The organism is Formosa sp. F44 (assembly GCF_056238645.1).
In genome coordinates, this window is record NZ_JBWDLJ010000001.1 from 342590 (window position 1) to 367047 (window position 24458).

At 32.6% G+C, this 24458-nt stretch carries 14 protein-coding genes and 1 pseudogene; 11 read left to right on the forward strand and 4 right to left on the reverse strand.

Annotated features, from left to right (window positions below; translation table 11 throughout):
* Window positions 1-8 precede the first annotated feature (8 nt).
* Window positions 9-2441, reverse strand: coding sequence for a DNA ligase D (gene ligD / locus AC0UBM_RS01390; RefSeq protein ID WP_475687338.1), 2433 nt, complete (start codon window positions 2439-2441; stop codon window positions 9-11).
* Window positions 2442-2444: 3 nt separating this feature from the next.
* On the reverse strand, window positions 2445-3218 hold the full coding sequence (ku, locus tag AC0UBM_RS01395) for a non-homologous end joining protein Ku (RefSeq protein ID WP_475687339.1): 774 nt from the start codon (window positions 3216-3218) through the stop codon (window positions 2445-2447).
* A gap of 327 nt (window positions 3219-3545) precedes the next feature.
* Between ku and AC0UBM_RS01400 the strand changes: the two genes are divergently transcribed.
* The 6 genes and pseudogenes from AC0UBM_RS01400 to AC0UBM_RS01425 all read left to right on the forward strand — a co-directional run bounded on the left by AC0UBM_RS01400 (window position 3546) and on the right by AC0UBM_RS01425 (window position 12467).
* A complete protein-coding gene (locus tag AC0UBM_RS01400; protein WP_475687340.1) occupies window positions 3546-4031 on the forward strand; it encodes a YciE/YciF ferroxidase family protein in 486 nt (161 codons plus the stop codon).
* Window positions 4032-4189: 158 nt separating this feature from the next.
* A pseudogene (locus AC0UBM_RS01405) lies at window positions 4190-4651 on the forward strand (glycoside hydrolase family 130 protein).
* A 714-nt stretch (window positions 4652-5365) separates the two neighbouring features.
* A complete protein-coding gene (locus AC0UBM_RS01410) occupies window positions 5366-6598 on the forward strand; it encodes a glycoside hydrolase family 88 protein (RefSeq protein ID WP_475687341.1) in 1233 nt (410 codons plus the stop codon).
* Window positions 6599-6612: 14 nt separating this feature from the next.
* A complete protein-coding gene (locus tag AC0UBM_RS01415) occupies window positions 6613-7269 on the forward strand; it encodes a sugar-binding protein (protein ID WP_475687342.1) in 657 nt (218 codons plus the stop codon).
* A gap of 730 nt (window positions 7270-7999) precedes the next feature.
* The gene (locus tag AC0UBM_RS01420) at window positions 8000-10912 is read left to right on the forward strand and encodes a SusC/RagA family TonB-linked outer membrane protein (protein WP_475687343.1); all 2913 of its coding nucleotides are present in this window, start codon (window positions 8000-8002) and stop codon (window positions 10910-10912) included.
* Window positions 10913-10928: 16 nt separating this feature from the next.
* Complete coding sequence (locus AC0UBM_RS01425) at window positions 10929-12467, forward strand: RagB/SusD family nutrient uptake outer membrane protein (RefSeq protein WP_475687344.1); 1539 nt, start codon at window positions 10929-10931, stop codon at window positions 12465-12467.
* A gap of 600 nt (window positions 12468-13067) precedes the next feature.
* On the opposite strand, the gene AC0UBM_RS01430 is transcribed toward AC0UBM_RS01425, so the two are convergent.
* Window positions 13068-14822: a glycoside hydrolase family 13 protein gene (locus AC0UBM_RS01430; protein WP_475687345.1), complete on the reverse strand. Its 1755-nt coding sequence runs from the start codon at window positions 14820-14822 to the stop codon at window positions 13068-13070.
* A gap of 133 nt (window positions 14823-14955) precedes the next feature.
* Complete coding sequence (locus AC0UBM_RS01435; protein WP_475687346.1) at window positions 14956-16992, reverse strand: glycosyl hydrolase family 95 catalytic domain-containing protein; 2037 nt, start codon at window positions 16990-16992, stop codon at window positions 14956-14958.
* A 488-nt stretch (window positions 16993-17480) separates the two neighbouring features.
* Here AC0UBM_RS01435 and AC0UBM_RS01440 point away from each other — a divergent pair, with 488 nt between their 5' ends.
* The 5 genes from AC0UBM_RS01440 (at window position 17481) to AC0UBM_RS01460 (ending at window position 24456) form a co-directional block, all read left to right on the forward strand.
* Window positions 17481-18410: an SDR family NAD(P)-dependent oxidoreductase gene (locus tag AC0UBM_RS01440; RefSeq protein WP_475687347.1), complete on the forward strand. Its 930-nt coding sequence runs from the start codon at window positions 17481-17483 to the stop codon at window positions 18408-18410.
* A gap of 121 nt (window positions 18411-18531) precedes the next feature.
* Window positions 18532-19917 carry a phosphoglucosamine mutase gene (glmM, locus tag AC0UBM_RS01445; RefSeq protein WP_475687348.1) on the forward strand — a complete coding sequence of 462 codons (1386 nt, stop codon included), beginning with the start codon at window positions 18532-18534 and terminating at the stop codon, window positions 19915-19917.
* A gap of 2 nt (window positions 19918-19919) precedes the next feature.
* Window positions 19920-20999, forward strand: coding sequence for a hypothetical protein (locus tag AC0UBM_RS01450; RefSeq protein ID WP_475687349.1), 1080 nt, complete (start codon window positions 19920-19922; stop codon window positions 20997-20999).
* A 25-nt stretch (window positions 21000-21024) separates the two neighbouring features.
* Window positions 21025-22968, forward strand: coding sequence for an FAD-dependent oxidoreductase (locus tag AC0UBM_RS01455; RefSeq protein WP_475687350.1), 1944 nt, complete (start codon window positions 21025-21027; stop codon window positions 22966-22968).
* Between the two features lie 42 nt (window positions 22969-23010).
* The gene (locus AC0UBM_RS01460; RefSeq protein WP_475687351.1) at window positions 23011-24456 is read left to right on the forward strand and encodes a Gfo/Idh/MocA family protein; all 1446 of its coding nucleotides are present in this window, start codon (window positions 23011-23013) and stop codon (window positions 24454-24456) included.
* Window positions 24457-24458: the final 2 nt, after the last annotated feature.

The window sequence follows — 24458 nt, forward strand, 5'->3', positions numbered from 1 at the left end:
GTAGTCCTTTAAAATTTTGTTTGCGTTAGATTTTCTAATGCTTTTTCCATATCAATGCCTTTATCCAGAATATTCAAAAAAGTATCAGGTTTATTTTTGAACAATTTGGGCACAGTGGTTATAGTATAATCTTCAATTTTTAGATTGGTATTCAAATCATTCCAGTCTATTGGTGTCGATACTGTAGCATTTGCTTTGGCTCTTAAACTAAATGCTGATGCTATAGTTTGTCCTTTTCGGTTTTGTAAATAATCTAGATAAATTTTAGGACCTCTTTTCTTAATTGCACGTTCCAATGTGGTTAATCCGGGGAGTTGTTCTTGGATATAGTAGCACAGCAATTTAGTAAAATCTCGTGCTTCCTTATACGTGTATTTTCCACCTAAAGGAATATAAATATGGAGTCCAGATGCACCAGAGGTTTTACAATACCCTTTAATATGGGCACTATCAAGTACCAGTTTTGCAACTTGGGCCGTCTCAACAACTTGTTCAAAAGTGTTTTGATTTGAAGGGTCTAAATCGATAATGGTATAGTTTGGGTAATCTAATTGGTAAATTGTGGAATGCCAGGGATGCAATTCAATACAACCCAAGTTATTCATATAGGTTAATGTAGCCTGATCTTGGCACAGTAAATAGTTTATATCACGTTCGGCCGACTTGGAATGGATTTTAAAAGTACTTATCCATTCGGGTAAATGATCATTATCTTTTTGGTAAAAAGATGATCCGTTAATGCCATTGGGATGCCGATGTAAACTTTGAGGTCTGTCTTTTAAATAGGGCAGGATATAATCAGACATTTTTATATAATAATCTAACACGTCAAATTTGGTCAATTGTGCGTCGGGCCAATACATTTTTTCAAGGTTAGAAAGCGGTACATGAATAGCATCTATCTGTAACGTCGTTCCGGAGGATGTAGTCGACTTTTTAAGCGGTACCTCTTGGTGTTCTTTGTAACCTTTAACCGGTACAGATTTATCCTCTCGCATCCGTAAAAATACAGGATGTCTCATTACACCGCTTTTTGTCCATGTTGCAAATTTTACTTCGCATACTAATTTGGGAACCATCCAATGCGCGATTCTACCTTTTAGATATTGTGAAATTTTAAATGTGGGTGTATCCGTTAAATAGGGTGCAAATTGTTGATGTAACGCCTTAATTTGTTGAGATGAAAATCCAGAGCCACATGTACCAACATAGATTAATTCGCCATCTTCAATCATTCCCAAAATTAAGGATGCAAACTGTCTAGAGCTGTTTTTAGATTCTGTATAACCACAAATAATGGTGTCAATATTTTCAATATTTTTAAATTTAAGCCATTCTGGGGTTCTAAGGTTTGTATAATATTTAGAGGTTGCCTTTTTAGCCATAACACCTTCCATTCCAAGCTTTATTGCTCTGTCGTACACTGTTTTTCCCATTCCAACAATATGGTCGCAGTAGGTTATATGATTAGACTCTGGTAATAATGCTTTAAGTAATTTCTTTCTATCTAGTAACGGTAAGTCTGTTGTGCTATGACCGTTAAGGTATAGCAAGTCGAAAACAAAGTAATTAAGATGCCCCTTTGTTGTTTTTGGATCGTAATTTTGAAGGGCGTTAAATTGAGGAATACCCTCGCTATTTAAAATAACGATTTCACCATCCAAAATAGCGGTATGCTCAATCGCTTCTAACTCGTCATGAATGATTTTGAAAGTTGAATTTAAAGATATTCCGTTTCGTGAATAGAGTGAGACTGTACCAGAATCTACATTGGCTAAAGCGCGATAGCCATCATACTTTAATTCGTAAATCCAGTTCTTATCATTAAAGACGTCCTTTGCTGGTGAGGCCAGCATTGGTTTTATAATGGATTTTAAATTGGGTTCGGACGTGATCTTAGTGTCTTGTGGTTTAAAATTTTCAACGACATAATCTTCAGCATCATAAATTAAGTTTGTAGCGTACTTATCTTCATGCTTAATAAACAACCACTGATTTTGTTTGTGCGTGGAGCTAGAGCGAACCAATGTAAATATACCCTTTATTTTATCTCCTCTAAAAACAAGTTTCAATTTCCCTTTTAAGTAGTCCGCAGTCAGGTTGTCATTATCGTATAAGCTCTCAAAAGTGCCTTCATCCCAAATAGTCATTTTACCAGCACCATAATTACCCTTAGGTATTACGCCTTGAAAAGAAAGATAAGATACGGGATGGTCTTCCGTGTGAATTGCCAGTCGTTTAGCTTTAGGATTCATAGAAGGGCCTTTGGGAATAGCCCAACTTTTTAGAACACCCTCCATTTCTAGTCTTAAATCATAATGTAAATGACTTGCGCGATGTCTTTGTATTACAAATCTGTATTTGTTTTCAGAATTGTAAACATCTTGAGGTTCTGGCGTGTCTTTAAAGGTGCGCTTTTTTCTGTATTCATCAAGACTCATGATTTAAGATGCTTTCTTTTTCTTTTGTTCGAGACTCGCTTTTAATTTAGCCATTAAATCTTTTGCGGCTGTAGGTTCTGTTTCAACTTTTTCTGATTTAATTGTTTTACCGGTGGCTTTAGATTCTATAATTTTTAATAATTGCGAATTATAGATGTCTTTGTACTTCGTAAAATTAAATGTAGTCGTGTAATTTTCAATAAGAGATTCAGCCATTGCAATTTCTTTGGTCGCATTTTTTGTTTTCGGTATTTTAATTGCTTTAGTGTCTCTTATTTCATCATCGAACCTTATAACATGAAGGACCATTACATTTTTATACACACCAATTAAGCACAAGTTTTCTTTTTGGCGCATTACAAATGTTGCAACGCCTAATTTACCCGTCTTCTTCAATGCTTCACGAAGTAAATTATAAGCTTTACCACCTTCCTTTTGAGGTTCTAGATAGTAGGGTTTTTTAAAAAGTACATCGGCCACCTCCGTTTCTTCAACAAATTCTTCGATATCAATAGTCTTACTTTTTTTTACATTGGCATTTTCAAAATCTTCTTTTTCAAGAACCACATAGCCTTCATCCTTTTTAAAGCCTTTTACAATGTCTTTCCATTCGACTTCCTTACCTGTTTTTTCATTGACGCGCTTATAGCGAATGCGCTCGCCATCATGTTTGTCAAGCATATCTAGGTCCAAGGCTCTATCTTCTGAAGCAGAATACATTTTTATAGGTATTGATACTAGCCCGAAGCTTATTGATCCATTCCATACTGACCTCATAACGTTGATTTTTTTATTAATTTATAAATCATTAATTGTGTTTTTTAGCACGATATATAGCGAAAAGACATATTGATATTCTGATATAAAACCTGTGTTTTTTCAATTTGTGATTTTCCTTTTAAAATTAGAATTTAGAAGAATTTTAATTTAACTCAACTGATTTTTTTTCTATCGGTATCGCGCTTATAATGATTTGATTTAGAGTCTTTTTGGTAAAACGTATTTGAGTTAAAAAATTTATTTTTGAGATTAACGCACATTTCTTTTTCGAGATAATTTTAGACTATTAATCAAAAATTAGACTATTAAACAAAAATAAAAACCATGAAAACTTTAAAAGATTTATTCGAACACCAATTGAAAGATTTATATAGTGCAGAAAGCCAATTAATTAAAGCACTACCTAAAGTAGAAAAAAAAGCAAATGATAGTAAATTAAAGGAAGCCTTTAAAAGTCATTTAGAAGAAACTAAAGGTCATAAAAAAAGACTTGAAGAAATTTGTGATGCATTAGACATTTCTGCAAAAGGAGAAACATGTAAAGCCATGAAAGGCTTAATTAAGGAAACCGAAAGTTTTATGGATGAAGCAGATAGCAAAGAAGTTATGGATGCAGGTCTTATAGCCGAAGCGCAACGTGTAGAACATTATGAGATTTCTGGATATGGTACAGCAGTTCGTTATGCTAAAGAATTAGGATATGACGACATTGCTTCAAAATTGCAAAAAACTCTGGACGAAGAGTATAATGCAGATAATAAGTTAGATAAACTAGCAGAGAGTAGACTTAATGAAAAAGCGATTAGCTAATAGAATTAGTCGTTATACTGCCTATACTTATATTAGAGTTTCCTCAGTCTAATATATTATAGGCAGTTTTTTTTATATTATTTGTTAACCGCTTGTTGTATAGCGGTTACTTTTTGCTTATACCAATCACGAATAATTACTGAAATTTAAATCATAATATGGCGGTTCCTGTAATTCGTAAAAATCTATATTTTAAACCCGACTCTAGTCGAGTAGTAGCGCGTTTTTTTAATAATGGTGTGTACTGGGGCAATCACAAATGTATTGCTAAGACAAGAATAGGATATTTTGATAGTAAACGTTTGGGGGCAGGAGCAGCTCCTATTAAAACAGATAAAGGCTGGTTGGAAATTTATCATGGTGCCAATGAAACAAATAGATACTGTTTGGGCGCTTTACTATTAGATTAAAAAGACCCTTCAACACTTATAGCACGTTCCAAAGTGCCTATTATGGAACCTAATGCAAGTTATGAACACATAGGTTTCTTTGGAAATGTAGTCTATACGAATGGGCATGTGGTACACGGAGATACTTTGAAAATTTACTATGGCGCATCGGATGAGTTTGTGTGTTTAGCGCATTTTTCTATTGACGAAATATTGAAAACACTTATTTAATATTAGGATATAGAATGAAGGGATCAACCAACAGAATGCTTCAAGATTGTATGTAACAATAAAATGCCATGTTTTGCCAGGGGGTTCGAGCGAAGTCGAGAACTAAAATGTATGATATTATGTTACCTACATTTTAATAATAAGAACTACTATTATACACAACAATTATTAAGTTCTAATTCATTATGTGCTTCTCAACGGAGCTAAAAGACCGATTAATGCTTAACACCAACAGTAGTAAAAAACAAAGTCTAAAAAACTAATTTAACGTCAATCCTTCAACTATTTATTGCCAAAGATAAATTACAGTTATTAAAGATACCTAAGTCTAACCTCTTTACTTTAAATTTTCTTAGGGAAAATTACTTAATTCTGTTGTTTTTCCTTAAACTCTAATTAGTAATGTTTCAGTTTATTTATCATATATCCTAAATTAATAATTAGAAAATAAATGCTCTAAACTTTACATATTGTATACAAATGTAATTTCTGTAGTAATAACAGACGTCAAATGAAAAAATAAAAATATAAATAATTATTTTTTCAAATAATTATTTATATTTGATAAACATAATGGAAATTAATAAGTCTATTATTCTCACACTACATATTTTTCTTACCTAAAGCGCAATAGCGCTTATATAATTCTATTCTATATCTCAAAAGAATAGAATTGTTTTCAAATTTTATATATAAAAATTAAAAACTGTTAGGATGAGAAAAATTATTCCAATATTATGCCTTGCTTGCATTTTATTATCTTCTTGTAAAAAGCAAAATAATTCAAAGAAAGCCGATGAATTAACTAAAGAGCCAGTAACTATAAATCAGCAAATTGAATATGCTGATAAGCAATTAAGTGGTTTACTAGAATTAGCTAAATCTGAAAATAAGAATCCAAGAACTATAGAACCGGATTCTTCTATCTATTTTATTGATAGTAAAAAATTTGACTGGACTGAAGGTTTTTTTCCTGGTACTTGCTGGTATTTATATGAAAGTACAGGACGTGAAAAGTGGAAACAAGCTGCTTCTCATTTTCAAAATTTATTTAAAAACCACAAAGATTGGACAGCCTATCATGACTTAGGTTTTGTCTTCAATTGTTCATATGGTAATGGTTATAGAATTACCCAAGATTCCAGATACAAAGAGATTTTATTAGATGCGGCCAATACGTTGGCTAAAAGGTACGATAAGCGTGTCGGACTAATTAAAAGTTGGGATGCTGATAGAGGTTGGCAATCAACTCGAGGATGGCAATATCCTGTTATCATTGATAATATGATGAATTTGGAATTGTTATTTAACGCAGCAAATATGAGTGGAGACTCAACATATAGGGAAATAGCAATTTCACATGCCAATAATACAATGAAGAATCATTATCGATCAGATAATAGTTCTTATCACGTGGTAGATTACGATTCTATTAATGGTCAAGTACTTTCTAAAGAAACAGCACAAGGGTATGCAGATAAAAGTTCTTGGGCTCGTGGACAAGCTTGGGGGCTTTATGGTTTTACACTGTGTTATAGATATACCAAAGATGAAAAATATCTGGATCAAGCAAAAAAAATAGCGACATTTATTTTAAATTCAAAAGACGTACCTGATGACCGTATTCCGTATTGGGATTATGACGTGGAAGATAAAACAAATACGCCTCGAGATGTATCGGCAGCAGCAGTTACAGTATCTGCTTTAATCGAATTAAACACTTATACCAATGGTGCTTATGAAAATGTTAGTAATGAAATGCTTCAAGTTTTATCTTCACCTAAATACCGTGCAAATATAGGGGATAATAAACATTTTTTACTAAAACATAGTGTAGGTAGTATACCACATAATAGTGAAATAGACGTCCCTTTAAATTATGCTGATTACTATTATATAGAAGCCTTAATTAGAGCTAAGGAATATAATTCTCTTAATACATTGTAAACTTTTTAGGATTTATGAACAATAAAATTTACAACGTAAAAAGGATACCTGAGATGAATTTTAAAATTGAAGGAGATATAATTAAAACTCAACATTCTACTTTAAACACGGTATCTAATTTTATATCACCATGGGACAATAATCCTGTCCAACCTATTCTATTCAAAGCTTGTTACGACAGTAGATATTTTTATTTTAGTTTTCAGGTTAAGGATAAAGATGTTTATACACAATTAGCAGACGATACCGATGACAGTATAAATCAGTCTGATCGTGTTGAACTTTTTTTTCGAATTAATGATAGTTTAACGCCTTATTATTGTCTCGAGATAGATTCTAAGGCCAGAATAATGGACTTTAAAGCTTTACCTGGTAGAAAATTTGATTTTAATTGGTCTTGGGAAAGATCTGAAATAGAAGTTAAATCTAATAATGAAAATGGACAATTTGTAGTTGAAGGCAAATTGAGTTTAAAATCTCTAAAAGATCTCAATATTTTGAAAAAAGACAATCTTGGAACATATATGGAAGTGGGATTATATCGTGCTAAATATATATTGAATAACCAAAATGTTAGAGAACCTATATGGATTACATGGGTTGATCCGAATTTGCCAACCCCGGAATTCCATACGCCACATTCATTTGGTCTCTTCCGATTTTTAGATTGATTACAAGTTCTAGAGAGTACTTTAAATAAACAGCAGATTATTAAGTTGAATTACTTATTAATCTGCTGTTTTCTTTATATCAATGAAATGCGTTATTTTAATAATTGGTTATAATTATGAACCTAAGCGTACTGTAAGGTTGATTTTTATAAAAACTGCAAGGATATAGTTCGTTATATATATTCTATATATGGTTACATTAATTTAACATGTGCACGAACACAATAAAAACTGTTAATGTTTATGTGTACGAGCACATTTTTAATGTCGTTTCTTTTTTTTATTTCTTTTTTTATATAAATTGTACCAGGTTTAAGAATATATAGCGTGTGAGAACAATAAGTTTTTAGTCTTAAGTAATTGTAAATCAATCTATTGAGAGTGTTTTGGTTTAGTTGTTTATACAGTTGTTTTATAATGATATAATTGTTGAGTAGTTTAATAATTTTAAATATTTGAGTAACAACAAATATTTCACAGAGAGTTAACATCTTTGTGAAATTTAAAAAATAAAATATGAAAAAATATGTTGTTAGTGAGGATGCGTGTTATGGAGGAAGACACATTGTTACATATTTGTAGTGATTAAACGGAATTTTAGTTTTAGTCAGTGAAAAAAATTATATAAGAGAGCTTATTAGTTAACTCTTACTTCCTATTTAAACTCATTTTTTACAAAAATCATTTTGAGAAATGAATCAAATTAAATCCAATTTAAATATTTTGATATATGAAAAGATACTTTTTAAATATAAAATGTAAACCCCACAAAAAAATCATATTGCTCTATGTTTTTTTATTTACAGGATTAGGAGCGCAATTAGTATTTGCTCAAACAAATCAGATTAGTGGAGTAATTTCAGATTTTGAAGGCAGTTTATTGCCTGGTGCAAGCGTAGTAGAAAAAGGGACGACTAACGGCGTTGTGACTGATTTTGATGGAGTATACAATATAGAAGTAATCGAAGGTGCGACCTTGGTTGTTAGTTTTGTTGGATACAAAACTCAGGAAGTAAAAGTGGGGACTCAATCAACCGTAAATGTATCTTTGCAAGGAGATAATACATTGGAAGAAGTTTTAGTTGTGGGTTACGGAACACAAAGAAAAAGTGATCTTACTGGTTCTATTTCTAGTGTAAGTTCTAAAGATTTTGAAAATCAACCCATTGTAAGAGCAGAAGATGCTTTACAATCTCGTTCAGCAGGTGTAAACGTCTCAAAAAATTCAGGTGCGCCAGGAGGTGATATTAAAATTAGAATCCGAGGATCTAATTCCATAACAGGAAATAATCAACCATTAGTAGTTATAGATGGTATAATAGGAGGTGATCTTTCAACCTTAAACAGTAGTGATATTGAAAGTATGAATGTATTGAAAGATGCTTCTGCGGCAGCTATTTATGGGTCAAGAGGATCTAATGGCGTTATTATGGTAACTACTAAAAAAGGAAAATCTGGAGAACCTCAAGTTAACCTTAATTATTTCATGTCCTCTTCTGTGGTTCCTAAAAAATATGATCTTCTTAACGCCTCTGAATTTGTTGCGATAGCAGGTTCTCAATCATCAATTATAAACGGAGGTGCTGATTATCAAGATGAGTATTTTCAAACCGCACTGACCAATAATTTACAACTTACAGCAAGCGGTAAAGAAGGACGAATAAGTTATTATCTGTCTGGAAATTTAGTAGATCAAGATGGGATTATAATAAATACTGATTATAAACGCTACGCCTTGCGTAGTAATCTAACTGTAGATTTAACAGATAGATTCCAGATTGGGCTTAATATATATGGATCTATGGAAGATTCTCATAATTTAATTGATGGCGGTTCTCGTGGAGCTCAAGATAATAGAGGAGGAGTACAAGCCGTATTAGGATGGAATCCTGCAGTTAATTATATTAATAGTGATGGTACTTATAATTTAACTTCAGATTATGGTTCAATCATGCTTAATCCCATAGCTGTTCAAAATGAAAGAGACGGAAACGATGTGACAAAGAGTTTTAATTCTAATTTAAATATGTCTTATAGTTTTTCTGATAATTTAAATTTTTCTGTTTTAGCAGGTTCTACTCAAAATACATTAACCAGTGAAGTGTACAATGGGATACCAGACGGAACAACAATTTTATCACCAAGTTCGACTTTCGGTTCTATAAGTTCCGAAACTTTTCAATTAAGTAATATTTTAACCTGGGATAAGGATTTTGGAAATGCCAACCTTAAACTTACCGGGATATACGAATTACAATCTTCAACAACTAAGACAGCCGGTTTTGTTGCTTCACAATACATTTTTTCAGGATTAGATGATGCGTTCTATTTGTCGGAATTAGCAGAAAGCCAGTTGGTTAATGCAGATTATAAAACGAGTACAATGGACTCTTATGTTGCAAGAGCAGAGGCTAACTTTTCAAAGAACTTATATATTACTGGTACCATGCGTATTGATGTGTCTTCAATATTTCAAGAGGGAAATAGAACAGGGTATTTTCCTTCAATATCTGCAGCCTATAATTATGGTGATTTATTCTTACCTGAAAATTCCTTCTTTTCAAAACTTAATTTAAGAGCAGGTTATGGAGAAACAGGAAATCAGAATGTCAATCCGTATTCTACATATCAACAATTGGAGACTGGTAATAATTTTCCGTTTGATGGCTCTTCATTAGATATTGGTTTAGGTTTTGGTGGACTTGTAGATGAAAACCTTACATGGGAAACCACGAAGCAAATAAATGTAGGATTAGATTTTAGTATGTTGAAAAATAGGATAAACTTAAGTTTGGATTGGTTTAATAAAAATACAGAAGATCTATTATTAGAAAAACCAGTTTTAGCATCTAATGGTGGAGGTACCATACTGACAAATATCGGAAAAGTGAAAAACTATGGTTTAGATTTTACTTTAAATGCTACAGTTATAGATAAAACTGCTTTTAGATGGGATTCGGATCTTACCATGTCATATATTAAAAACGAAGTTATGGATCTTGGTGGTTCAGATCAAATTGTAACAGCAGCACCTACTGGGGTTGCAGGTTCATCTAATTATTTTTTATTAAAAGTAGGAGAATCAATCGGTAATTTTTATGGCTATGAATATTTAGGAGCAGACGAAAATGGTACTGCACAATATGGTGATGAATTAGGTATTATTGGTAATGGAACACCAGATTTTTCATGGGGATGGAATAATACTCTAAGCTATAAAAATTGGGATTTAAATATTTTGACTAGAGGTGTGCATGGTTATGAAATACTTAATTCTACCTTGGGGACTATAAGATTAGCGACAGGTACAAATACAGTACCTACAAGCGCAGAAGTGTTAAATCCCAATAGTCCAACATCTGGAACCAATATTATAAATTCAACAAGAAATATAGAAAAAGGTAGTTTTATTAGATTAAGTAATTTATCTCTTGGTTATACTTTTTCTGATATGAAAGGTTTCGCCGATTCAGTAAAGTTATATCTAAGCGGACAAAATTTATTAACAATTACAGATTACAAAGGTTACGATCCAGAAGTGTCGTCTGGTGGTGTGGAAACTTCGGATGTTACCCCATCTTACGATTCAGGCGCATTACCAAACCCTAGAACTGTAACCTTTGGAGTTAATATAGGATTTTAATATAAAACGAATAAAGATGATACGAAATATTTTTAAAATAAACTTATGGACAACTATAAGTGTAATAATGTTTTCTACGTTAATAATTACGTCTTGCTCAAATCTTGAAGAAGATCCTTCAGAAGTACAGATAGAAACGTCCCTTACCACAGATGATGCATTAGAAGCTGTAGTAACAGGTATGTATAGAGAATTAATGGAGGGTGGTGCACAATGGGCTCAATTTCAATTAGCAGCCTTTGGTGGAGACGATTTAACGACGCATAGTGCAAGTAATAAAATTGGTTATAGAGAATCAGATTGGAGAAGACAAACTTCAAATACAGAAAATATTGAGATGGCTTATAATACGTGTTATGATGTTATTACTTTAGCAAATATTGCAATAGATGCTCAAAATAGCATAATAAGTACAGATCAAACTACAGTTGATAGATTGATTGGAGAAGCGCATTTTATGAGGGCGTTTGCTTATATGCATCTCACAAAAACCTATGGAAGGATACCGCTACAATTAGTCCCAAATTCCAATGAAGACCTGGAGAAATCTTCATTTGTAGATATTTATGCGCAAATTGAATCGGATTTAATTTTCGCAGAAGAGTTACTACCTGATGTGTATCCAGGTGTAGCAGTGGTTGGGGCAAGACCAAATAGAGGTACAGCAAAAGCATTTTTATCTAGATTGTATTTAATGTGGGGTGGATATCCTATAAAAGATGAAAGTAAATATGTGTTATCTGCACAAAAGGCAAAAGAAGTTATTGATAATGAAAGCATTTATGGTTTTGGATTACATAGTAATTTTCGTGAGCTATGGACAGAAGCTAATCGTTTTAATCAAAATGAAAGCGTGTTTACTTTGGTTAGTTGTACCTCTTGCGGGGTAAGAAATAGAACTATGGGTATGCTTGGTATGCCTTCAGAAGCTGGTGGATGGACAGAGATATTTAGTGAAATTGCTTTTTTTCAAGACATGCAAGCAGATGCTATAGAAAATGGAACTGAAAACCGATTTAATGATACTTATGTCCTTGAAGAAATAAATAGAGCACCTTCGTATCCAATCGGTTCAGAGTGGGCAACATGGTCAGATCCACATCCTTTATTTAGAAAAGTCGTAGGAGGCGATTTATCTGAGGATGGATCTAAAAGTACAATATCTGATTACAATATATATTTTATGCGTTATGCTGAAGTTTTATTAAATTATGCTGAGGCTACAGGAAGATCAGGAGGGGATGATCCAGAGGCTTGGAATGCTCTAAACAGAGTAAGAACACGTGCAGGAGCATCAACAGAATTAAGTAATGCAGATGGTACATTGACAGAACTAGCTTTTTTAGAAAGAAAATGGGAATTTGCAGGTGAATACTTAAGAATGTTTGACCTAGTAAGAACAGAAACTCTTACAGAAGCATTGGCAAATAGATCAGAAGTAGAAACTGTAGATATAGTAAATAATATAGTCCCAATTACAAGTGGGGGAGAAGAATTTTATTTTTCACCAATACCTCAGAGTCAAATTGATATCTCTCCAGGATTGGAAGATTAATCGTTCTTTATATTGGTTATTGACCTCTAAACGCAATAGTTTGGAGGTTTTTTTATTATAATAAGATCTGGTTTATTAAGTAATTTTAATGCTAAACAGGATCCTAGCTTTCTTAACGTTTATGATGCTAGATTGCTGTAAAATAGAAGTTGTCTTTGTTATTTTAACTGAATATGTATTTTTGATATAATCAAAAATAATCACTTTTAAATTCACCTTTTTTTAACACTACGCTTAGCAACTTTTGCTTTACAGTTTAATAACTATAATTCCTTTTATTTAAACCGTAAGGGGCAGTAAATGGACAAATCACTCGGTGTATTTAAATACACGTGACAACTTTATTAGATAGTATAATGAGTTTCAAATTATAATATATCTAGTATTTATTAAGAATAGTTCGTACTAATAACACATGACATTATTGTTTTAAAAAGTCTTATTTACACATATGCGAATTGATTTAAAAATTCACAACAATCATATGCATGAATTAGTTTTATAAATATTTTAAAGTGTCACTATTTGGGATAAGCGGTATAGAATTTAAAACAACCGAGATAAAAACATGAAGGTTTTATCTTGGTTGTTTTGTAATATTTAGTTGCTTTCATACAACCTTGCTTCCCAAGGTTGCAACATTAATTTATTATGTTCAATGGTTGTTGTCTCATCATTTAAATTGTTTATAATTAATTTATAGCCTTTAAATTTATTGTCTAAGCTAAATTCTACCATAGATTTAGACATATTTAATACAACCAGATAGGTCTTATTTTTACCTATTCTTGTATATGCAAATACTTCAGGGTGATCTATTGCCATATCTTTATAATCTCCATATATCAAATTGTCATTATCCTTTCGAATTTTTAAAAGTCTACGATAAAAATGAAAAACGGAGTGTTTATCCTGAAGATTATTCTTTACATTAATTTCTGGATAATTTGGATTCACTCCAAGCCACGTCTTATCTCCAGAAGTAAAGCCTGCATTATTAGTGTTAGACCATTGCATAGGTGTACGTGCATGATCTCTAGCCATTTTATTTAGATCTGCTAAATAGGATTCAGGGGTAGAACCACTTGCAATGATTTTATTATAATTACCTTTAATTTCTACATCATCAAATTGATCAAATGACGTAAAAGGATAATTTGTCATTCCAATTTCATCACCTTGATATAAAAAAGTAGTACCACGTTGTGTTAATAATAACATAGCTAGTAACTTAGATGAGGTAACTCTAAACTCAGGAGAATCATCTCCAAACTTGCTTACCACTCTAGGATTGTCGTGATTACCAAGAAAAAATGTTGGCCAATTATGACTATTTACATCACTTTGTGCTTTTACAAGTTTTTTAAACTCAGGTAGACTCCATTTATTTTGTTTAAAATTATCTCTACCTACTCGTACTGCATCAAACCAAAAAGCAAGATCTATTTCATTATTACGTTCATCTGTAATCTCCAAAGTTTTTTCAGCATTCCCGCCATAGGCTTCTCCAACAGTCATGACATCATATTTAGAAAGTACTTCTTTATTCATGTCTTTTAAAAATTCATGTAATCTTGGTCCGTAAGCATATGTATATTCTGGATGTTTTAAACCTTCGCTATCCATATCTTCGAATTCTTGCGGTTTCGATATTAATGCTATTACATCCATTCTAAATCCATCTACGCCTTTATCTAACCAAAATCGCATTAGGTCATAGATTTCTTCTCTTAGTTGCTGATTTTCCCAATTTAAATCTGGTTGTTTTTTAGCAAAATAATGCAAATAATACTCTCCATCCGGACCGGCTTGTTCCCAAGCAGAACCTCCAAAGAAAGACGGCCAATTGTTTGGTGGGTTAGTACCTTTTCCAGGTTTCCAAATGTAATAGTCTCTATACGGATTGTCTTTTGAAGACATACTTTCTTGAAACCACTTATGTTCGTCACTAGAATGATTTATTACTAAATCTATAATTAATTTTATGCCGCGGTCATGTAAACCATTGAGTAAAGTATCAAAATCTTCAAGAGTTCCAAATTCCTCCATAACTTTACGATAGTCTCTAATATCATATCCATTATCCGCATTTGGGGAATCGAAATGCGGACTTAACCAAACGACATCTATTCCTAAGGTATCTAAATAGTCAATTTTAGAAATAATACCAGGGATATCACCAATACCATCACCGTTAGAATCTTTAAATGAACGTGGATAAATTTGATATACGACTTGTTCTTTCCACCATTCTTTCTTTATTTCATTTTTTGTAATCTCAATATCTTTGGTTGTATTTTGTTTACATGCTGTATTAAGAATAATTGCTAGTATGATTAATAATTGATATTTCATATATTTTTTGTTTTAGATATTATTTCTAATTTTAGAAATTTGGTTACATTAAAAGTAGGTGTTATCGAGCACATTTTAAAATTAAGTACAATATTTCATGGATCTAGATTTCTAAAGCGTCATAACAAACAATCTACTGTCCTATTTTAAAGGTTTTGTTTTGGGGACCAACGCCTTTAATTGTTAACGACTTCCATGCCTTAGGAAGAACTGGGTTTTTCTGAATGATTCCTGAATCTGTAAATTCTAAACCGCCAAAACCAAATAATATTGTTTGTAACATACCTCCTGCACCTGTTGCAAAATAAGATCTATTGGATGTTGTTGTTTCTGATAAAGCTCCAAATGGCATTCGTTTGTTTGGCACATAACTTTCTTTGAATAATCTATATGCATTTTCTACATCCCCTTGACGAGCGTATAAAATTGCAAAAATAGATTTTCCCATGGCAGGACCATGCTTCGATAATTTTGGCTCATAGTATTTTAAATCTCTCAGAATACTTTCTTTATCATTAATGATGTTTAAAGGATATGAAAGTAAATTTACATCGGCCTGTTTAATTATTTCTCCACTATAATTTTCATGCTCTTTAGTTGTACCGTCTTGTAGTTTTAATATTCTTATATTTTCAGATATTAATTTCCATTCTGGATTAGGAGTAACTTCTAATGCTATAGCCGCTTTAACTGCATAATTTAAAGCGGTAATGGCTGCTCCATTAGTAAATGCATTATCATTTACGTTTGATACATATTCATTTGCTCCAACAACATTTTTTATAGAATAACTACCGTCTGTATTCGAAGTTACACGACTTACCCAGAAATTTGCAACTTCTTTAATGACAGGAAAACCTTGCTCAGAAAGCCATTTTTTATCTTTTGTAACGGTATAATAATTCCAAAAAGCGATTGCTATATCTGCCGTGATATGATGTTCAAATGGTCCTGTTAAGGCAAAAGGAGGTGTTGCTTCTTCTCCTGTATCATCACTCTCCCAAGGAAACATAGCTCCTTTATAACCATAGTTTATAGCTCTGTCTTGTGCGGCTTCTAAATGATTAAAACGATAATTTACTAAAGATCGGGCAATATCTTGATTTAACATGAGTAGAGGAGGAAACATCCAAAGTTCTGTATCCCAGAAAATATGGCCGTTATAGGGCACTTGAAGAGAAAGTCCCATAGGTGGTATACTTAAATCAGAGTCTCCACGACTAAAAGCGTATAAATGATATATGGCTAAACGGGCATCTTGTTGTGATTGCAAATCACCTTCTATAATGATATCACCTTGCCATAGTGCATTCCATAATGATGTATGCTGGTTTAATAGGGATTCTTTAGGCGTTAATAAATTATAAATGATCATTCTTTCTGATTCTGATTTAGGATCAGAAAAGTTTTTACTAGTACATTCAGCACCCGTCCATGCAAAAATTAGATGTTTATCTTTTTTAAGTGTAGCAGTAAAAGCTAATGTATTCTCGTAATCTGATACAATATTATGAGTTAGTTCTGGTCGTAATTTTGCATTAGTAGAATTTATGTTATGCCATATAAAAGTACTAGAAGTACTTATGTAATGTTTTCCAAATGGACTATTAGCCTTAGATTGTAAAATGGGCATGGTAATATCGTTATCCTTTATAATTTCAAAAGTGTTTTCAGGTTTTTGAAATGTTTTAGGCGTCAGTATTTTACCTACTACTTTTATTTCAATGTCTTCAGTTGCTTTTACTTCAATATCTATATATCCTGAATATTGTATATTACGTAATGCATAAATCGTATACGTAATTTCTGCTTGATTTTGGTATTTAAAACTAGTGGTTAACGCAGCATTTTTTAGGTCTAATGTTTGAGACCAATTAGATATGTTTTTTTCAGATATTTTATTATCATTAATGTATACGTCTAAGTTTCCAAAATTCATTCCATGAACAATTTGACTCACTTGGTGTTTTGGGTCAATATCGTAAACATTATTTAGTACGATATGTTGAATTTCCAATGGTTTGGAAGATGATAACATTCCAATTCGTCCATTGGCAATAGATATTCCAGTATAATCTGTATTATTTGTAGTGCTAATATGCCAAGCATCATTTTGGGCTGTTAAATGCAGACTTAAGCCTATAAGTAATAATTTCATTAATTTTTTCATTGAAGATGGTTTTAAATTTATTTAAATTATTATAATCGATCATGTTCTTTGTCACTTATCATGGAGTTAATAATAAAAGAAGTTCTAGATAAATATTTATCCCTATACATTTTAACACTATGCGTTGCTAAGTACATATGTCCTAAGCTTTTTTCCTTTAATGAGATGTCGATAATGTTAAATATATAAATATGTGCTCGTACACATGTTAAATGTTAATATTTGTGTGTTCGAGCACAAATTTAAGGTTATTTCTTTTTTTTTAACTCTTTTTTTATATAAATTGTACCAGGTTTAAGAATATATAACGTGTGAGAGCGATTAATTTTAGAATTTATTAAGCTGATTTGTAGTCTTTTACGGGTGTTTTTTGTGTTATGGTTTTATAGTCTTTTACAGAAAGTATTCATGAATAAAAATTAAATATTTGAAGATCTATTAATATTTAACATAAAGTTAATGAGATAATCAAATTTAAAAAGTAAAAAATGAAAAAGTATGTTGTTACTGGTGGAGCCGGTTTTATTGGAAGTCACATTGTTGAGCATTTAACCAATGAGGGAAATGAAGTCGTGGTTCTAGATAATTTAAGAACGGGTTTTAAAAAGAATTTAGATAGATTTAATGTCTCTTATCATTACGTGGATATAAGACATGCAGAGGATGTTATGAAACATGTTGAAGGCGCAGATGCTGTTTTTAATCTGGCAGCTTTAGTCAGTGTTCCGGAATCTCTTGAAAAAATAAACGAATGTATCTCAATTAATACGTTGGGCACTATCAATATTTTAGACGCGGCAAGAAAAACTGGAAATTGTAAAGTGGTATTGTCTTCTTCTGCGGCAAATTATGGTAACAACCCAGTATCTCCAAAGGTAGAAACGATGACTCCAGAGCCATTAACACCTTATTCCATTACTAAATTAGATGGAGAATATTATCTAGACTTGTATAGGAATGAATTTAATGTACCAACAACTTCCCTGCGATATTTTAACGTATTCGGACCAAGACAAAATCCGAAATCGGCATATGCCGCAGTAGTTCCTATTTTTATAATTAATGCATTACAAAATAAGCCGTTAATTATTTATGGAGATGGGGAGCAAACTCGCGATTTTATTTACGTAAAAGATGTTGTGGCGGCTAATATATTTGCTTCTCAGCAAGGTAAAGGGGTATATAACGTGGCTCTTGGTCAAAGCACTTCTGTAAAAGAATTAGCTGAACATATCATAAAAATAACTAATTCAAAATCTAAAATTCAGTTTTTAGAAACAAGATCTGGAGATATTAAACATTCAATGGCAAATCCTAATAAATTTAACGAATTGGGGTTTAAACCAAAATGGACTATAGAAGACGGTTTAAGTGAAACTATTAAGTTTTATGACAGAGAATTAAGCTCAAAATACTGATGTAAGACAAGATGAGTAAAATTAAAATATCATGAACTTAAGTAAACAGATTCGTTTATTAATTAGGTCTAAGAAATGAAGGAATTTGATCAATAAAAATATTTACTATTAAAAAAAAATAATGACATTAATAAAATCTATTTCAGGGATACGAGGAACAATAGGGGGGGTAACTGGCGACAATTTAACTCCAATAGACACAGTTAAGTTTGCAGCAGCATACGGTGCTTGGTTAAAAAAAACATCGGAAGGAGAGGAATTAACTGTGGCAATTGGTCGAGATGCGCGTTTATCCGGATCAATGATAAGTAACCTTATTGCTAATACACTAATAGGTTTAGGGATTGATGTAATAGATTTAGGTTTATCTACTACGCCTACAGTGGAACTAATGGTAGTGGAAAAACAAGCTCAAGGAGGTATTATAGTAACCGCTAGTCATAATCCTAAGCATTGGAATGCATTAAAATTATTGAATTTCAAAGGAGAATTTCTAAACGCAAAAGCAGGTGAAGATATTATTCAAATTGCAGAACGTGAAGATTTTATGTTTGCACCTGTGGACGAGTTAGGTAATTATAAAGTATATAAAAACGCTATAGACGATCATATTAATTCAGTTTTAGCTCTTAAACACGTGTCTATAGAAGCTATTAAGAAACGAAAGTTTAAAGTTGTTGTAGATGCAGTGAATTCTACTGGGGGTATAGCAATACCTAAATTGCTAGAAAAATTAGGGGTAGAGTGTGTAAAATTATATTGTACTCCTAATGGAGAGTTTCCTCATAACCCAGAGCCATTAAAGGAGCATTTAACAGATATTTCTGAATTGGTGGTTAATGAACAAGCAGATTTCGGGATTGTTGTAGACCCCGATGTAGATCGTTTAGCGTTAGTTTCCGAGGATGGCTCAATGTTTGGTGAAGAATATACTTTAGTCGCTTGTGCAGATTATATTTTAAGTAAAGAAAAAGGTAATACCGTTTCAAATTTGTCATCATCAAGAGCTCTTAACGATATTACACAATTGCACGAAGCGAACTATTTTGCTAGTGCCGTTGGAGAGGTTAACGTAGTAGAAAAGATGAAAGCTGTAAATGCAATAATAGGAGGAGAAGGTAATGGAGGTATTATATATCCCGAGTCTCATTATGGTAGAGATGCTCTTGTAGGAATTGCATTGTTTTTATCATTATTAGCAGAAACAGATAAATCATGTAAAGCACTTAGGGAAAGCTATCCTAACTATTTTATAGCAAAGGAAAAAATAGAACTTCCTGGTCATGTGAATATAGACTCCATTTTCGAAGATATTCAAAAGTTATATGCTAACGAATCTCTAGATCTAATAGATGGAACTAAAATTAATTTTGAGAATAAAGAATGGGTTCATATGCGCAAATCTAATACAGAACCTATAATAAGAATATATGCCGAGAGTAAGTCTCCAAAAGAAGCAACGGACTTGGCTAATAAAATAATTCAAACTATAACCGATTTAATTTAATATTGAGCACACAAGTAACCATAACGTTTAAAAGAAGTTTTTTAGTTGTACTATTTATAATTATAGCTATTCAAATTTATGCTTTTAGCCTACCGATTCAATCTTCTGGTAAGGTGGATAAATCTGTTATGGTCATGTATTTAAAAGATTCAATTCCTGTAAATATTGATCTACTATATAGTAAGGATACAGTGCCAGAATTTTATTATGCTTATGTAGAAACACCTGTTTGTGAAGAGGGGCTTTGTTACGATTTAAAGGTTCATCTGTATTGGAATGTTTTGGGTGATTTTGTGAAATATGAAGAAGTAAAGTCTGATCCGTTTACAAAATTTGATCATAAGCTTTTTTCTAAAGAAGATCATTTAAAGTTAATTGAAATTTTAAATGATAAGACATCGCCATTAGCTAATTATGAGGCTAAAGATTTAGTTGATAAGACAGATGTAGTATTTTCCTTAGTAGTTGATGCAGTAACAGGAGCAACCTCTCCTGCATTAAAAAATAGTGTTGTTTCAGGTGCTGTTTATAGTACACATATTTTGTGGAATATTGTAAATGGAAAAATAGCCGATAATATTAAGACGTATACAGAGTCTAATTTAATTAATAGTGGTCTTCTTGAAACCATGATTTATTCAGATGATTACCATTTGCAAATGTATGGATTACGTCACGTAGATGCATCTAATAAGAATTATCCAGAGTATATATTAAGACTGGTTGAATTCGGTAAATCTTATGTCCCATACTTTGCAATTGATAAAATTACTGCCGACATGTGGAATACTTTAAGAATTCAAGAACATATGATTGCATCACTCGAGGTATTCAATTTTGAAATGCAAAATGAAACCTTGAATAGATTAGAAAATGTAAAATTAATATCGGGTAACACCACCAAACTTTTAAATCAACTGAAGTTTTTAAATACAAATCAATATAATCAATTGACTAAAATAATTAAATATAATGCGTCTTCACTTAGCAAATCGGATAAAGCATATTTATTAAAACTATCGAAAGATGAGAGCAATAGTTTTGCTTCGGTTGCAACCAAAATTCTAAGTTTCACTAAGTGATGAAGAGCAAGTTAAAAATAAAATTATGAATAATAGAAGAGGTTTTTTAAAGACATTAGGTTTAAGTACTGGTGCTTTAGCTGTTGGAGGGCATTTTACTACACTTTTAGCAAATAATAATAATGGTCTATTTATCGATGAAGATGGGAATGTTAATGCAGGAGAATTCCTTGCAAATACAGATGTTTATAAGACGGTAAAGTACGAAGTAGATGTTTGCGTTGTAGGTGCAGGAATGTCAGGAATTTGTGCCGCGATTGCAGCTGCTAGAAATGGTAGTAAGGTTTTATTAATGCATGATAGAAGTAGATTAGGTGGTAACGCTAGTAGCGAAATACGTATGCATATTTCTGGAGCAAGTCAACTTAAACAGGTATGGCGTGAGACGGGTATTCTTGAAGAATTAGTGTTAACCGAAGCTGTCACAAATCCACAGCGATCTTATGAAATGTGGGATTTTGTATTGTATGATAAACTAATTTCAGAGCCCAATATAACTTTGTTATTGGACACCTCGTTTTATGATGTAAAAGTTAATAATGGTACTATCGAAAAGGTGTGGGGTTTATGTTCGCAAACTGAAGAGATTTCTGAAATTTCCGCAAAGTATTTTTCTGACTGCACAGGAGATGGAAGTCTTGCCGCTAAAGCAGGCGCTAAGTATATGAGAGGTCGAGATGCTAAATCTACTTTTGGTGAATCATTAGCTGTAGATGTTGCAGATCAAAAAACCATGGGTAATAGTATCTTATTTATGGCACAAAAACATGATAAAAAAATGCCATATACACCTCCTGTTTGGGCTAGAAAATATACAACCAAAGATTTTGCTCACAGAAATATAGGGTCCTATGAATATGGATATTGGTGGTTAGAGTTAGGAGGTTCTATAGATATAATTAGTGACGGTCAACAAAACCGACATGATTTATTAGCGACATTATTTGGAGTTTGGGATTATATTAAAAATTCAGGTAATCACCCTGAATCAGAAAATTGGGCGTTATCATGGGTAGGAATGCTCCCGGGTAAACGTGAGAGTAGAAGAATAGAAGGTCCTTATATAATGACACAGCAAGATGTGCAAGCGGCAACTTTATTTGAAGATCGCGTAGCCTATGGAGGATGGCCATTAGACGATCATCCACCAGGAGGTATGGACGCAACAGGAGATGTACCCTATGTATCAATTGCATTAAAACAACCATATTCCATTCCATATCGTTCACTCATTAGTATAAATATTGATAATTTATTATTTGCAGGAAGAAATATTAGTGTTTCTCATGTCGCATTATCTTCAACTAGGGTTATGGCTACTTGCGCACTTTTAGGACAGGCTGTAGGTACGGCAATGGCGTATTGCTGTCGTCATAATATTAGTCCAAAGACTTTGGCTAGACAGCCAGAAGAGTTAAAGCGTTATCAACAATTATTATTAAAGCAAGATCAAGGTATTCTAGGAGTTAAGAATGAAGATGAAGCAGATTTTGCAAGACAAGCAACTATTAAAAGTTCCTCACAAACAACCAAAGGAAAAGCAATTAATGTAGTTGATGGAGTTAATAGAGATATCGCCGATGGAAAAACTCACCAGTGGCAGGCTTCAATGGATAATGGGGAACAATGGATTTCACTACATTGGAAAAAGGCAATAAAAATTAATAGTATTCAACTTACGTTTGATACAGGATTAAATAGATTTTTAAGAATGTCTCCTCAGGACTGGGTATATAAAGATCAGGTTCGTGGACCACAACCAGAAACGATTGCAGATTATACGATTGAATTAGAAACAACCCAAGGAAAAAAAATCATTGCAGAAATCGAAAATAATTATTTGCGTTTGGCTAAGCATGATTTTAAAACAGAGAGCATTAAATCTTTAAAAATTAAAGTAAACAAAACACAGGGAGATAAATTAGCGCGATTATTTGAAGTACGATGCTATTTAGAAAAACAAGCCTAATTTAAGTAAGCCTTATGTTTAACACATTATAAAATTTAAAAAATGAAAAATAAGAGAAGAGAGTTCATGAAATTGTCCTCAATAAGTGCATTGGGCTTATTGGGTGGTAGTGTGTTCTCTGCAAATTCAGAATCGACATTTAAGGATTCTACCTATTTAAAATCTAATAGTTCATTGTTTAATATGTCGGGATATAGAGCACCAAAATTAAAAGAAGTTCGCATAGGCTTTATTGGTTTGGGGATGCGCGGACCTGGTGCTGTGCAACGTATGAGTATGATAGAAGGAGTTACAATAAAAGGGTTATGCGATTTAAGAGAAGAACGAGTGATAAAAACCAAAAAAATATTAAAAGGGACAAAGCATGAGCCTGATTTATATTTTGGAAGCGCTTATGCTTGGAAAGAAATGGTAGATCGTGAGGATATAGATTTAATTTATGTGCTTACGCCATGGGATTGGCACACACCAATGGCTGTATATGCTATGGAAGCTGGAAAGCATGTTGCTGTAGAAGTTCCTGCGGCTAAAACTATAGATGAAGCATGGGAGCTTGTTGAAACTTCAGAGCGTACAAAAAAACATTGTATGATGATGGAGAATTGTTGTTACGATTTCTTTGAATTACTTACATTAAATATGGCAAGGCAAAATTACTTTGGAGACATAATCCATGGAGAAGGTGCTTATATTCATAATCTTTTAGATCTTAATTTCGATAAAACAAATGGTTATGAAAGTATGTGGCGATTAGAAGAGAACGTGTCACGTGATGGAAACCTTTATCCAACCCACGGCTTGGGCCCTATTTGTCAAATCATGAATATTAATCGGGGCGATCAAATGGACTACTTAAGTTCATTGTCTTCTGCAGATTTTGACATGCAACGATTGGCAAAGGAAAAAGCAATTAATGATCCTTTTTATTCTGAATATGCCAATAGAAGTTTTAGAGGTAACATGAATACTACAATGATTAAAACTAAAAAGGGAAGAAGTATCATGATTCAGCATGATGTTTCTTCAGATCGACCATATTCTAGAATCCATATGATTAGTGGCACAAAAGCCTTTGCACAAAAATGGCCAACTCCCGGTAAGATAGCGGTTAACGATAAGTGGTTAGGGGAATCTGATATGAAAGCCATAGAAAAAAAATATACGCCAGAGCTGTATAAAAAAGTGGGAGAGTTAGCCAAAAAAATTGGTGGACATGGAGGTATGGATTTTATTATGGATTGGAGATTAATAGATTGTTTACGTAATGGACTTCCGTTAGATCAAGATGTTTACGATGCTGCGCTTTGGAGTTCAATCACGCCTTTAAGTGAAAAATCTGTAGCGAATAGGTCAAATTCTATCGATGTACCTGATTTTACTAGAGGAAACTGGAAAACAAACACTCCAGTAGATATTGGACTGCAAGGCGCAGGAAATACTTCGGTGAACTACAAAAGCGGAGTTAAAAGTAGCCAAATAGGCTTATAAAT

What these genes read in the sequence shown, in the direction of transcription:
- AC0UBM_RS01400 (WP_475687340.1), top strand. Translation starts at nt 3,546, where the DNA reads ATGAAAACTTTAAAAGATTTATTCGAACACCAATTGAAAGATTTATAT.
- AC0UBM_RS01425 (WP_475687344.1), top strand. Translation starts at nt 10,929, where the DNA reads ATGATACGAAATATTTTTAAAATAAACTTATGGACAACTATAAGTGTA.
- ligD (WP_475687338.1), bottom strand. Translation starts at nt 2,441, where the DNA reads ATGAGTCTTGATGAATACAGAAAAAAGCGCACCTTTAAAGACACGCCA.
- AC0UBM_RS01415 (WP_475687342.1), top strand. Translation starts at nt 6,613, where the DNA reads ATGAACAATAAAATTTACAACGTAAAAAGGATACCTGAGATGAATTTT.
- AC0UBM_RS01435 (WP_475687346.1), bottom strand. Translation starts at nt 16,992, where the DNA reads ATGAAAAAATTAATGAAATTATTACTTATAGGCTTAAGTCTGCATTTA.
- AC0UBM_RS01440 (WP_475687347.1), top strand. Translation starts at nt 17,481, where the DNA reads ATGAAAAAGTATGTTGTTACTGGTGGAGCCGGTTTTATTGGAAGTCAC.
- AC0UBM_RS01460 (WP_475687351.1), top strand. Translation starts at nt 23,011, where the DNA reads ATGAAAAATAAGAGAAGAGAGTTCATGAAATTGTCCTCAATAAGTGCA.
- AC0UBM_RS01420 (WP_475687343.1), top strand. Translation starts at nt 8,000, where the DNA reads ATGAAAAGATACTTTTTAAATATAAAATGTAAACCCCACAAAAAAATC.
- AC0UBM_RS01410 (WP_475687341.1), top strand. Translation starts at nt 5,366, where the DNA reads ATGAGAAAAATTATTCCAATATTATGCCTTGCTTGCATTTTATTATCT.
- AC0UBM_RS01430 (WP_475687345.1), bottom strand. Translation starts at nt 14,822, where the DNA reads ATGAAATATCAATTATTAATCATACTAGCAATTATTCTTAATACAGCA.
- ku (WP_475687339.1), bottom strand. Translation starts at nt 3,218, where the DNA reads ATGAGGTCAGTATGGAATGGATCAATAAGCTTCGGGCTAGTATCAATA.
- glmM (WP_475687348.1), top strand. Translation starts at nt 18,532, where the DNA reads ATGACATTAATAAAATCTATTTCAGGGATACGAGGAACAATAGGGGGG.
- AC0UBM_RS01455 (WP_475687350.1), top strand. Translation starts at nt 21,025, where the DNA reads ATGAATAATAGAAGAGGTTTTTTAAAGACATTAGGTTTAAGTACTGGT.